At 49.3% G+C, this 13,627-nt stretch carries 9 protein-coding genes; 4 read left to right on the forward strand and 5 right to left on the reverse strand.

Annotated features, from left to right (window positions below; translation table 11 throughout):
* Positions 1-19: 19 nt before the first annotated feature.
* Positions 20-967, reverse strand: coding sequence for a type II secretion system protein GspC (gene gspC / locus AR688_RS17160; RefSeq protein WP_068236890.1), 948 nt, complete (start codon positions 965-967; stop codon positions 20-22).
* Between the two features lie 169 nt (positions 968-1,136).
* Here gspC and hslR point away from each other — a divergent pair, with 169 nt between their 5' ends.
* The 4 genes from hslR (at position 1,137) to AR688_RS17180 (ending at position 5,926) form a co-directional block, all read left to right on the forward strand.
* Positions 1,137-1,550: a ribosome-associated heat shock protein Hsp15 gene (hslR, locus tag AR688_RS17165; RefSeq protein ID WP_068236893.1), complete on the forward strand. Its 414-nt coding sequence runs from the start codon at positions 1,137-1,139 to the stop codon at positions 1,548-1,550.
* A 9-nt stretch (positions 1,551-1,559) separates the two neighbouring features.
* Positions 1,560-2,408 (forward strand): Hsp33 family molecular chaperone HslO, encoded by an 849-nt coding sequence (hslO, locus tag AR688_RS17170; RefSeq protein WP_068236896.1) that lies wholly within the window; start codon positions 1,560-1,562, stop codon positions 2,406-2,408.
* 258 nt (positions 2,409-2,666) lie between these two features.
* Complete coding sequence (locus tag AR688_RS17175) at positions 2,667-3,623, forward strand: glycoside hydrolase family 16 protein (RefSeq protein ID WP_068236899.1); 957 nt, start codon at positions 2,667-2,669, stop codon at positions 3,621-3,623.
* A 185-nt stretch (positions 3,624-3,808) separates the two neighbouring features.
* On the forward strand, positions 3,809-5,926 hold the full coding sequence (locus AR688_RS17180) for a TonB-dependent siderophore receptor (RefSeq protein WP_068236902.1): 2,118 nt from the start codon (positions 3,809-3,811) through the stop codon (positions 5,924-5,926).
* Positions 5,927-5,990: 64 nt separating this feature from the next.
* Here AR688_RS17180 and AR688_RS17185 read toward each other — a convergent pair whose 3' ends face one another.
* From AR688_RS17185 to AR688_RS17200, 4 genes are all read right to left on the reverse strand, one after another.
* Entirely contained in the window at positions 5,991-6,977 is a 987-nt protein-coding gene (locus tag AR688_RS17185) for an LLM class flavin-dependent oxidoreductase (protein WP_068236905.1), read from the reverse strand.
* A gap of 207 nt (positions 6,978-7,184) precedes the next feature.
* Positions 7,185-8,780, reverse strand: a complete 1,596-nt coding sequence (locus AR688_RS17190; RefSeq protein WP_068237290.1) for a glycoside hydrolase family 32 protein — start codon at positions 8,778-8,780, stop codon at positions 7,185-7,187.
* Positions 8,781-8,837: 57 nt separating this feature from the next.
* Positions 8,838-10,559 (reverse strand): RagB/SusD family nutrient uptake outer membrane protein, encoded by a 1,722-nt coding sequence (locus tag AR688_RS17195; protein WP_082694823.1) that lies wholly within the window; start codon positions 10,557-10,559, stop codon positions 8,838-8,840.
* 26 nt (positions 10,560-10,585) lie between these two features.
* Positions 10,586-13,546, reverse strand: coding sequence for a SusC/RagA family TonB-linked outer membrane protein (locus AR688_RS17200; protein WP_068236908.1), 2,961 nt, complete (start codon positions 13,544-13,546; stop codon positions 10,586-10,588).
* Between the last annotated feature and the right edge of the window lie 81 nt (positions 13,547-13,627).

Consider the following 13,627-nt stretch of genomic DNA (forward strand, 5'->3'; position numbering starts at 1 on the left):
AACCAATTAGTTTTAATAATTATTGTGACAGACTAACCAGAATATCCCTGATCTCGCCATCGCGCTCTATTTTTATTGCCGCTTCTTTGGCATCGCGCAATTCATTAATTACGTTCATTGCCTGCTGCATATCATTTAAACGAATACCATTAATTTCTACAGCCAAATCGTTAGGCTGCAAGCCAAGCTGAGTAAATAATGACGGGTCTTTGCCCGGCATTAAGCGGTATCCCGCCAGTTGGCCGTTATCCCGGTGGGGTGAAACCCGGATATAGTCAAAAAACTTCATCGGCTGGGCAATCAGCTCGTCGCGACGCGCATCCAAATCTTCACTTACCTGCAACGGTTGCATTTCCATCGGCTCGGGTGCCGGTGCCATATCGGTATAGGGCTCTTCCATTTGCTCGTCAGAACGCCCCAAGCCAGCATTAGCCTGTGCAATTTGCGTGTATTCAAAGCCATCCAGCATCAGGGTTTCATAACGCCCGGCCTGCTGCAACAACACCCGGTCGGCTAACACCTGTTTTAACACTGCACTGGTGCCTTCAATGGTGTCGTCAATGGCGTAGGTTGCCTCGCTGCCGCGGCTTTCTATAATGGCACTACCCTGATTCGGGCTGGCACCCACCGCAACCAGGCCGGTTAACTTAACATTTAATTGGGTTTTCGGCGCTTCAGTTACCACCGGTGCAGCTTGTTGTACCGGCACATCAGAAGCTTTGCCAAACAATGAAAAACCGGTTAATGCTGCCAGACTAACACCGCCGCTTTGCTTTACTGCCGCCGCAGGCCCGCTGGCTGGTGGCAGAGCATTATTATCAGCAGCCGGTACCAGTTGCCAGCTAAAGCTTGCCAATAACCACGCCAGCAAAATAACCAACATCAGGTTCAGCACCTGCTGCACCCGGTTTAGTGGCACTTTTTGTAGTTGTCTCGCTAACTGCTGCGTGTCTAATAACGGCTTCATTGCACACTTCTACTTTAAGAGAGGAATTTATCTTACCCAGTTGTCTGGCAGCCAACAAGGCCAGCGCCGAAATTTACAAGGTATTAACCATGTTTTTTTCGTATCTGCCGCCATTTTGCCTGCTTTGGCACTATAATGGCGATCTTAGTTCGACCACACAGTGTAAATTATGTCGTCAGCAAAACAATCCGCGCAGGATACCACCCCAACATTACGGTTAGATAAATGGTTGTGGGCCTGCCGCTTTTATAAAACCCGCGCTTTAGCTAAAGAGATGATCGAAGGCGGTAAAGTACATTATAATGGCCAGCGCTGCAAAGCCAGCAGAACGGTAGAAACCGGTGCCACAGTGCGCCTACCCCAGGGCACCGACGAAAAAGTGGTAATAGTGCTGGGTTTGTCGGAAAAACGCCTGGCTGCATCTTTGGCGCAGCAGCTGTATGAAGAAACAGCCGACAGCATAGAGCAGCGGTTAAAGCGTGCCGAGCTGAGAAAAACCAACAGCTTGTTTGCTCCGCACCCGGATACTAAACCAGACAAAAAAGAGCGGCGTAAGCTGCTTTTATTAAAATCGCAGCAGTAAGAGAACAGCATGAATTCAGATAATTTATTCCGCTTTTTATTTCAAAACCGCAACGTACGTGGCGAGCTGGTACAACTGGCAGACAGCCTTGATCAGATGCTGCTACATCATGATTACCCACAGCCGGTAAAACAGCTGCTGGCCGAGCTGGTTGCTGCCACCAGTTTACTAACCGCCACTTTGAAGCTGGATGGCGATATTGCTGTACAAATTCAGGGCGATGGCCCAATACGTTTTGCTGCGGTAAATGGCACTGATCAACAGCAATTTCGCGGTGTAGTGCGGATGCAGGCAGAAATTTCCGGTGATAGCTTTCGCGAGCTGGTTGGTGAAGGCTATCTGTTGGTTACCATTACGCCAAAACAGGGCGAACGTTATCAGGGTATTATTCCGTTAAGCGGCGACAGCTTAACCAGTACCTTGGAAGCCTATTTTGCTCAGTCAGAACAACTGCCCACCCGGTTATACCTGTACACCGACTTACAAGCAGCGCACTGCCGTGCAGCTGGGTTTATGTTGCAGGTATTGCCGGTAGATCAGCAAAAAGCCAAAGCAGATTTTGAAGATTTAGTGATGTTAAGCGATACCCTAACCAAAGACGAAATATTCAGCCTGCCAGCCGAGCAACTGTTATACCGTTTATTCCATCAGGAAGAGGTAGAACTGTTTGCCCCGCAGCCAGTCAGTTTTGTTTGTGGTTGTTCAAAAGAGAAATGCGCGTCAGCCATTATCAGCCTGGGCCGTGACATCATTAACGAACATATCGCCGAAGGCAACCTGGATATTAACTGCGAATACTGCAATAAAAATTACCACTTCAGCCCGGACGATTTAACCGCTTTACTGCAGCAAATGTAGCAATGCGGTTGATATTGCCCTTTAAGCGTTTAACCCAAGCCGGCTGACAGTTGCTACCGTGTTAGCCCGGTTATGTCACTTTATTAAATAAACAACAGCTACCCCGTAACAGCAGGTTACATTTTAGAAAAATACCACAATTGACAGCGCTGTCATTTTGCTGCTAGTCTGTTTTTTGAGCATTTATGCTCAGCCCGGTTAACACCTTTCACTTTGAGTCAGGCCGGGTTTCAGCAAACTATGGGGAAGGACGGGGAAATGACAAAAACAAAAATAATGGTAACCACCGCAATTATGCTGGCATTACAAGGTTGTAATCCTTCGGCAGAGATAACATCAGCAGGCCATGCCAACACCGCAGCCCTGCTATTTGATGACTTTAATTATGACAGCACTGACGCCTTGTTTGCTAATGGCTGGACTGCACGCTCAGAAACCGGACACCCCGGTATTGCTGGTGCGGCCTGGTCAGCTGACGGTGTCAGCCTGCACCCGGCACCTGAACAGGCGCAGTTTGGTATAGCCCGCTTAAGCTCTGTTACTGATGGCACAGGTGAAGGCACCCGGCATACGCAAATTTGCCATGCACGTAAATACTTATATGGCACCTATGCCGCCAGGGTATTTTTCCGCAATGAGCCAACCTACGGGCCGGATGGCGACGAAGTGATCCAGACATTTTATGCCATCAGCCCACTGGAGTATCCGCTTGACCCCAACTACAGCGAAGTCGATTTCGAATATCTGCCCAATGGCGGCTGGGGCGAAAACACTCAGCATGCCATGTGGACCACCAGTTGGGAAACCTTTCAGTTAGAACCCTGGACCAAAGTAAATGAATACAGCCGGGTTGAAGGTGACTACAGCGGCTGGCGCACACTGGTAATGAACGTCAGCGCCGATGCTGTGCTTTACTTTGTCGATGGTGAATTGATTGGCGAACATAGCGCTAATGTAGCACCAGAAGTACCGATGTCAGTTAATTTTAACCTCTGGTTTATGCCCAAAGGGGCGGATGGCTCGGTTGGCCCAATTGATTCAGCTGAGCAACGCCAGTATCAGCAGGATATCGACTGGGTACTGCATGTACCGCAAACACAGCTCAGCACTGAAGAAGTTAACGCACAAGTGGCAGAGCTAAGAACCCGGCAGCAGTTTTTTGTCGACACCGTACCCGAAGCTGTACCGGCCTTACCTTCGCCTTGTGGTTTGTAATACAACCTTAGTTGCCGGTATACCCACTCAGCCCAGGCCCGCACCACACGCCGGGCTGAGATTATCTCTGGCAACACCAAAATATACGAATAGCAATAATTATCATTAAGCTTTAAACATAGTAAAACTTGCTTTAAAATGCCTGAAATGCAGCTAAACAACCCTTCAAGTTTCAGGAACCTTATATGCCCGGCCAATTTAAAACTTCTGTACTGGCAAGCGCACTGCGTGTTGTACTACCCGTTTCGTTTGTTACTTTCAGCACCTTTGTGCTGGCAGAAAACAGCAGCGTAAATAACTCAGCAGCAGAAGCCGCTGTTGAAGTTATCGCGGTTTATGGCCATCAGGGCGAGAGCCGCTCGGCCACCAAGCTGGACCTGACCGTGTATGAAACTCCGCAGGTCATCACCGTAGTTTCCCGGCCGCAAATAGAAGATTTTGCGCTTTATTCTGTGAACGATTTACTCAGTTACACGCCTGGCGTCACGGTAGAAAGCGCCGAAACAGAGCGCACCTATTTCACTGCACGGGGTTTTGACATTGTCAATTTTCAGTATGACGGTATCGGTGTGCCGTTTTCGGCCGGGTTATCACAAGGCAGTTATGACACCGCCATTTTTGAACAGATAGAAGTGATCAAAGGCGCTGCCGGGTTGGTTACCGGGCTGGCCAATCCATCGGCAACCATTAACTACCTGCGTAAACGCCCGACACAGGAATTGTTTGGCTATGTTACGCTGGCAGCCGGCTCTGAAAACCACCGCCGGCTGGAAGGTGATCTTTCCGGCAGTATCAGTGAGCGTTTCCGGGGCAGGATCGTAGCAGCCAAAGATACGGCAGACTCATACCTGGACCGCAAGGCAGACGATACTTCGCAATTGTATCTGGTGGGCGAGTACGATCTGACAGATCGCACTGAGCTGACACTAGGCCACAGTGTAAATAACAATAAAGCGGATGGCAGTTTATCCGGTGCTCTGCCGTTGTATTACACCGACGGCACGCCAACCAATTATGCTACTGCTACCAGTACCGCCACCGACTGGGCTTACCGCGATAACAAAACTACCCAAACCTTTGCCGAGTTACGTCAGCAACTGAGCGACGACTGGAGCCTGAATATCTTACTGAGCCAGAATAAAATTCTGCAGGATGCCGAGCTATTTTATGTCTATGGCACGCCGGACAAAGCTACAGAGCTTGGCCTTAACGGCTATGCCAGCGCCTATAAACTTGATGAAAAACATCGTATTGCCGATATTTACCTCAGTGGCAGTTATACGCTGGCGGGGCGTAAGCATGAACTGATGGCCGGGGTTAATTACGCTAATATCGACCTGTTCGGCCAGTCGTTTTTCGATTACGAAACCGGTTACCCGGTGCTGGGTGCCGACTGGGCAACGGGTTCTTCCCCCAAAGGAGTATTTGACGATACCGATCCTTACACCACAGGCCATCTGGACAAACAAATTCATCAATCGTTTTACCTGGCTACGCGGTTGCACCTGAGTGATGCCTTGTCTGTGTTGCTGGGCGCCAGAGCCATGTCGGTTGAACAAAGTGGCTACAGCTATGGCGTTGACAGCAGCTCAGATGCCAGCGAAACAGTGCCCTATGTCGGCGGGGTTTATCAGCTGAACGATACTGTATCGCTGTACGCCAGCTACAGTGAGGTTTTTACGCCGCAATCTTTTGTTGATACCGGATTTAAGGCCCTGGGCGTAGCAAAAGGTGATAACAGCGAAGTGGGTGTCAAATTCTTGCTCAACAATAACCGTGCTACTGCCAGTGCCGCGCTGTTTCGTGCTGATCTGAAAAACGTCGGCGAATTTGTTGAAGTCATTAACGGCGTTAATACCTACACCGGCCTTGATTATCAGTCACAAGGCGCTGAACTGGAACTTACCGGCAGCATTACCGACCAGTTTAACCTTAGCTTTGGTTATACCTGGCTACAAAGTGTAGAAGGCAACGACGGCCAGCAGGTACGCACCTATGTACCGCGTAATCTGGTAAAACTGTCCGGCGTTTATTACCCGCAGGCCATCCCTGACTTATCTGTAGGTGCCAGTGTGCAGTGGCAGGACAGCATCGCCATTACGCCTGAAACAGATATCCGTATCCGTCAGGGCAGCTACGCCTTAGTGGATATGTTTGTCCGCTACAACCTGAGCGAAAATCTGTCAGTTGCGCTCAACGCCACTAACCTTACTGACCGCAAACATTATGAAAGCCTGTACTGGACCCAGGCCTACTATGGCGCGCCAGCACAATGGCAGGCGGCTGTTACCTGGCGTTACTAAGGCATTAAGCTAAGCAAACGGGGCAGCCCTTACAGGAAAGCCCCATTTTGTAAAAACCTGTGCTTTATTCTGCCAGTAACTCTGCCGCTATGCGGTAACTGGTTTGCCGTGCTTGCGGGTTGTGCATCATGCTGGTCAGCATCAGCTCGTCCGGGTTATGTTTGGCTGTAAAATCCTTAATGCCTTGCTGCACCGCAGCGGCATCGCCGACCACAGAGCAGGCTAGTGCAGTCTGCACATAGGCTTTTTCATGCGGCTGCCAGATAGTGTCCATGCTATCCACCGGCGCCGGCAGTAAGCCTGGAGTGCCGCGCGTCAGGTTAACAAACTGTTGTTGCAGTGAGCTAAACAGCCGTTTGGCTTCAGTTGCAGTGTCTGCGGCAAACACATTTAACGCCAGCATCAGGTAAGGTTTATCCAGTTGCGCCGACGGTTTAAATTCACGCCGGTACAGCTCTGCTGCTTGCTTCATCATGCCGGGAGCAAAATGCGAAGCAAAGGCATAGGGCAGCCCTAGCTGCGCTGCTAGTTGAGCACCATATAAGCTTGAACCTAATATCCATAACGGCACCTGCAGCCCTTGCCCTGGCACGGCCTGCACCAGCTGATTCGGCCTGGCGGCAGCAAAGTACTGCTGTAACTCGGCGATATCGGCCGGAAATTGTGCTTCGGTTTCCACTTTATGCCGGCGTAATGCCCGTGCTGTGGCCTGATCACTGCCAGGCGCGCGGCCTAAGCCTAAGTCGATGCGGTTGGGATACAAGGTCGCCAGAGTGCCGAATTGTTCGGCGATAACCAGCGGCGAGTGGTTCGGTAGCATAATACCACCGGCACCTAAACGAATACGCGATGTAGCAGCAGCTAAATGGCTGATTAATAACGAGGTGGCAGCACTGGCAATGCCCGGCATATTGTGGTGCTCGGCCAGCCAGTAGCGGTGGTACCCCAGTTGTTCGGCATATTGTGCCAGGGCTTTGCTGGCAGCAAAACTGTCGGCCACGCTGCTGCCTGCTGAAACCGGGGCTAAATCTAAAATGGATAAAGGGATCATCAGCTCTCCGCTATGCTGTGAATATGGATATTACATACCAAGTGGTATAAAACTATATTAGCAATGGGGGCCTACCTCAGCGGCTTCAAGGGTTAGATAAGCGGTAATAAAAAAGCCTCTGATTTTAGAGGCTTTTCCCGAAAAATTAGCGGAGCGTTAGGCGTTTAAAAAACGACAAGTCGTTAACCGCTAACCAACACTGTATGGCTATTTTTGCCATATTGACCTGAGTTGCGCTATAGCGGCATGCTGAATGTTAACAGCACTGTCAGTACTGAGTTTAAGCTGACTATAGGGTGCGCCAGGAAATACCACACTGGTCATCACCGTGCGGCCATTGTCGGCAAACACTTCTATAGAAGAGGTATCCAGAAATATCTCTAACTGCACAGCGCCAGCTTTAATATCTAATGGCGCCCGCTGCACAGAGGCAAAGCCGCTTTCAAAATCGGCAATACCTGCGTTAGTCCTGTCTAAAATCAATTGTCCCGCTACCGCGTCTATTTTTAGTTTCAGGCTGTGCTTTGCATTTTCAAATGACAGCTCAACTAACTTTGACTGCTTTAAATCCAGCTCAAGCTTGATATGTTCGCCTAACTCTGTAGATTTAGTTAGTTTAACCAACTCTATGGGTTGACCACCTTTTACACTGCTATTGCGCACCATTTTAGCATCCGTCGCCAGCGACGACAGGCTGGCTACCGGTTGCGAGCTGACTATATAGCTATTACCCCGCTTTTCTAATTCCAGCTGCCGGGCAATAGTCATAGCACTGCGCCAACGTTGGGTCGGTACTTTATTGGCATATTGCCAGTTACTCATCCAACCAATAAACAGATGCCGGCCATCTTGTTGCGGCACATCAGACCAGGTTACACCGGCATAGTTGTCGGTACCATAATCCAGCCAAACTGCTGCTTGTTTTGAAGGCGAGCTGTGTTCCGCGGCCATAAGCTGTTGGTTAAATGCCGGGTCAAGTTTAAAGGTTTTACCATCAAAGTCGCCGACAAAGTATTGTGTAGCCGAGCCACCATTCGGGCCTCCAGGGTTAATGCTAACCAGTAACACATACTTTTCTTCGTCACTGCCATTAACCCGCATCTTAATCAGATCAGGACATTCCCATACACCACCGTGCGCACCAATGCCCTGGCCAAAATCGCCGGTATGTTGCCAGTTTTTTAAATCCGTTGACGTGTAGAAGCTGATTTTATCTTTTACTGCAAGTGACATAACCCAGCGCTCAGAGTCCTCGTGCCAGCTCACTTTAGGGTCACGGAAATCCCTGATATCAGGGCTTTTCAGCACCGGGTTACCATCATACTTGGTCCAGGTTCTGCCGTTGTCTAAGCTGTATGCAATACCCTGCGACTGGAAGGTGTCAGAGCCGAAGTTTTCCTGCAAATGATCATGATAGGTGTAAATGGCCACCATAGCTGGCTTGTCTTTGCTACCAAAACCAGAGGTATTGTTCCAGTCTACCACTGCACTGCCTGAAAAGATGGTGCCATGTTGATCCGGATACAACGCTATGGGTTGCTGCTCCCAGTGCACTAAATCTTTGCTGATAGCATGGCCCCAGTGCATAGGCCCCCAGATATTACTGTACGGATTGTACTGATAAAACAGGTGGTATTCACCATCCAGATACACCATGCCATTGGGATCATTCATCCATTGCTGCTCTGGGGTGAAATGGAATTGCGGCCGGTGTGGTTCCTGATATAAATCGTCTACCGCCAGGGCATTGGGTACTATAGTGCTACTCACTGCTAAGCATAAAGCTAAAACTGTTTTTCTCATTTTACTGTATTCCTTTTTAACAGACGGCAGCATCTGAGTTCAGCTGCTGCCATACAATTAATAGCCGGGTAATTGCTTATACAAACCACCACTTAAATTGATTTGTTGCTGTGGGATCGGCAGATATTCGTCGCGCCCGGCAGTGAACAAGGCTTCCTGTAAATAAGGCTTACGGCTGCGTTCAACTTCAAGATAAGTATCTAATGTCTGTTTTGCTACGCCCCAGCGCACCAGGTCAAAGAAACGGTGTCCTTCCAGGCCAAGTTCTAATCGTCGCTCCATCCGTAGTGCGCGGCGGGCTTGCTCTTGTGACGTAAACTCAGTGTAAAGCCCGACATTGTAGATACTGGCATTATTAAGCATGGCGGTGCTGTTCATCGCCCGGCTGCGTAACCGGTTGATGATTTGTAAGGCTTCATCCAGACGATTTAATTCGATCAGTGCTTCTGCTTTCCACAGCAACACATCGGCAAAACGGATCAACACCGTATTCATCGAAAACACCGGGAAGGGCCCGTTTTGTATACGACATTCGCAATCCGGATGCTCCAGTTCTTTCATCGAAATGAAATTGCCGTAAACCGCCGGCGCCCGTGCCCAGGCATTGCCATTTTCAATCATCAGCTCGCTGTCATATTTAAACGGTTTACCTTGCATGGCAACAGTGTGGTCTAACCTGGGGTCAACCGCGTCCTGTGCCAGTACATAATTGGCGCTATTAAAGCTGTCAAACTGTGGTAAGCCCTGAGCATCGGTTTTAAACGCGTTAACGAAATTCTCTGTCGGCACATGAAAACCACAGCAGCCAAAGCCGCCCTGCAAAGGCGCATTCAATGCTGTTGGCCAGGAACCACGGCCATCCGGCGAACCGTCATTGCGTGAGCGCTGGATCGCAAACACCGACTCTTCGCTGTTTTCAAAACGGTGCAGAAAGTTCTGCCCGAAGTCATCCTGCAAACCATAGACACTGGCGTCTTCAATATCATCCACCAGATCGACCACCGTTTGCAGTTTCTCCAGATCAATGTTGACGACCTGATGCACATCATTTTGCTCATAAGCCTGATACAACTTCGTTTTCGCCAGATAAGCTTTGGCGCTTAACTGATTGGCCCGGCCGATTTCACTCTGTGTAACCGGTAAATTGTCGGCGGCAAACTGGAAATCTGCGGCGATTTTGTCCCACAATTGCTGATCGGTTAAATCAAAGTTTGTCAGCGCTTTAATCTGCTCTGATGACATGGTTTCATCAACATAAGGGATATGCTTGTGGTGTATTTTCAGATCGAAATAAAAGAAAGCGCGTAAAAACCTCAGCTCAGCCTCTCGAATAATCTTTTTCGCAAACTGTGCCTCTGAGGCATTACCAAGGGCCTTTAATGCGGTATTGGCTCTTGAGATGGCAGTGTAGTTCCTTACCCACTTCTTGTTATTCAGGTCAACAAAATCCGGTGGGTAAGACTCCATATCAGCAATAATCGACGTATACATCGACAGCGCATGATAGGCAAATATATCACCAGGCCCATTGCCGCCTTTATGGGCATCACCGGCCCGCAGGTTACCGGTTGGCCAGAGAAAATTTGGCGCAGTATAGTGATCATTGCCAAGGTAAGAATAAGTGGCCGTCACCAGCCCCTCCAGATTACCACCGCCGGTAATTTGCTCTTCCGTTAGGGTGCCTTGTGGTGATTGCTCAAGATCGCCACCACAACCCGCTACTGCCAGCAGCACAGTACCGGCAACTATCATTACACCTGCTTTTAGTTTGTTATACATAATTCATGTCCTATTTAAGCATCAACTCAGAATGTCATCGACAGACCCAGGGTCACGGTTCTTGGAATGGGGAATACACTGTTCGGCGCCTCAGGATCCTGACTTAAAGTGCCGCTTGGCGTTATCGTCAGTAAGTTCTGTGCACTTAAGTAAACCCTTGCATCAAGAATTTCCGGGTCGATGTTGTATGCGATAGAAAGATTGCGCAGCTTCAGGTATGAACCATCCTCCCAGTAGAAACTGGACTCTCTGGCTTCATTGTTGTTATCCAGTAAGGTTAATGCCGGCACATTGCTGCCGGTATTATCTGGTGTCCAGGCATTCAATGTCCTGTCACCATAGTTAGAGCCGATATTCAGTGAGGTGAAATCGGTAAACAAGCGCCAGCTGTTACGAACACTGCCGCCTTTTACACCTTGCCAGAACATATTGAAGTCCCAACGCCCGTAGGTCAGCGTGAAATTCAGGCCGTAGATAAAATCCGGATCGGTATTGGTAAAGAAATCCTGGTCCTGATCGTTAATGACACCATCACCATTGAGGTCAACATAACGTATCCGGCCGGGGGCTGCGCCAGGCTGGCTGGCATGCGCGGCAACTTCTTCCGCACTTTGGAACAGGCCATCGGTAACATAACCAAATACCGAATTTACCGACTTGCCCAGAATGGTTTTATCCCGGCCGTTACCGCCAAAGGAGTTCACCACCGAGTCAGGCAGCGCTATGACCTTGTTTTTTGCGGTTGAAATATTGCCGGCAATATCGAACGTAAAGCTCCCCAGGCTGGCCACAGTAAACTCATCGGTATAACCCAGCATCAGCTCAATACCGGTGTTTTCTATGGTGCCACCGTTGACGATCATCTGCGCACCTTCGCCTTCTGTCGCCAGCGGCTGCGTTGTGGTCAGAATATCTTCGGTGCGCTTTCTGAACCAGTCAAAGCTGCCGTATAACGCACTGTCAAAGAAGTCAAAATCCACCCCCAGGTTCAGCTGGGTCGATGTTTCCCACTTTAAGTCCGGGTTACCTGAACTGACTTTGGCAAAGCCAGACGGTAGATTGCCCTGATCACTGCCGGTTAAATCGTATGCGGTACCTTCATCCTGTTCATTGGTAAACAGTGACTGAGTGGCGTAACGTGATTGAAAGATGGATGAAGTCGCCCGGGTATTAATTTCCTGGTTACCATTTTGTCCCCAACTGACTCTGAATTTCAGCTGGTTCATCGCATCAAACTTAAAGAAATCCTCATCTGAAACACGCCAGCCTACCGACGCAGCGGGGAAGTTACCCCACTGATTATTCTGGCCAAAACGGGATGAACCATCGCGGCGCAATGTAAAAGACGCCAGATACTTTCTATCATAGTCATAATCGAGTTTGGTAAAGTAGGATTTCAGCGTCCATGCATCAGCAAAGCCATTGGCCGTAATGCCGCTGGTGGCCTGCTCTAAAAAGGCATAATCACGGTCTTGTGACGCAAAGCCAGAACCGGAAGCGCTAAAAAACTCACTCTCAAACTCAACCGTTTCATTACCCACCAACAGGGTAAACATATGGTCATAATTCAGTAAGTATTTGTACTCTGCGGTATTTGACCAGACAGTGGTTTTGTTCCAGTCGTCCGTCACCGTAAGACGGTCATTAAAGTTCAGGCTGCCGGCCTGAAACGCTTTGGTGAAATTACGAAACTTAAAATTGCCATAGCTCAGGCCATAGTTGGTCCGAAGTGTTAAATCATCCAGCGGCAGATATTCCACATAAACATTGCCAAGCACCTTGTTAAATCTGTTGGTGTTGTCTTTGTTCATTTCCAGCAGCCGTACCGGATTATCACGGTCTGTGATACCGGCAGTTGGCCCGCCCCAGCCAGTGCCGTCTTCAGTGCGGATTGGGATAATAGACTGTTGCTCAATCGCCAGGCCAAGAATGCCGCCAGCCAGGTCGTTGACGAGATTCTGCTTCTGATCAGTCAGGGCCAGGTTTTCACCTACCCGCACTTTGCCGTCAAATAGCTCAACATGTGAATTTACCCGGCCGCTGATGCGGGTAAATTCAGAGCTTTTCACTACGCCATTGCGATCAAGATACCCCAGTGATGCGTACACCGCAGAAGTATCACTGCCGCTGGAATAAGACAGGTTTAAATCTTTTGACGTAGAACGCCGGGTCACTTCATCAAACCAGTCGGTATCGGCCGGGCGCATGGTTTGCGCACTGTCAATGTAAGTGTTCAGAATGACGTTATTAAGCTGCGGATTATCGTAGTCACCGTTCCAGTCGTACTGATACAACGGGCTGACATTATTCGGGTTAGCCCTGTCGTTAACGGCTGCGCGCCAGACAACTTCAGCACGTTGCTTGGTATTTAGCGGATTAAGGTCGTACTCGAAGTCTTCCGTTGAGGTATTTAATTTCACTTCAAATTTCGAATCACCGCTGCCTTTCTTGGTGGTAATAATAATGACGCCATTCGCTGCCCGCGCCCCGTAAATACTTGCGCTGGCCGCATCACGCAATACAACAAGTGATTCAATATCGTTACTGTTAATCTCGTGCAAACCGGAGTTCATCGGCACGCCATCTACCACGTATAACGGGTCGTTATACCCCAGAGGTCCAAGCCCCTGGCCGCGAATTTTTACCTGAGCGGTTGAATTTGGATTACCGTTAGTCAGGATCTGCACGCCAGGCACTCGCCCCTGCAAATTCTGCATAATATTGGCTGAGGACAAATCTTTCACATCGGCGATTTTCACATCGACTGCGGCGCCGGTAATATCTTCCTGCCGTGTACTGCTGTAGCCCACAACCACGATGGTTTCAACTTCTTTCTCTTTCTTCTCCAGAGCGCTTTGTTGCGCTTCAGAGTCTTGTTGCTGAACGACCAACTCATCAGGTACTGAGTCCTGTTGCACCTGCGCCGCCAGTCCTGCACTTTGCAATGCACAGCATAGTGCACTTAACGCAAAAGTTTGTTTTTTCATAGTTCCCCCGTCTCGTTTTATTTTCTTCAGAGACAGCATCGCTGTATCGGGCCAGCCGACATCAATTCTGCCTGGCCCCAA

Source organism: Rheinheimera sp. EpRS3, assembly GCF_001513785.1.
Classification (GTDB): domain Bacteria; phylum Pseudomonadota; class Gammaproteobacteria; order Enterobacterales; family Alteromonadaceae; genus Alishewanella.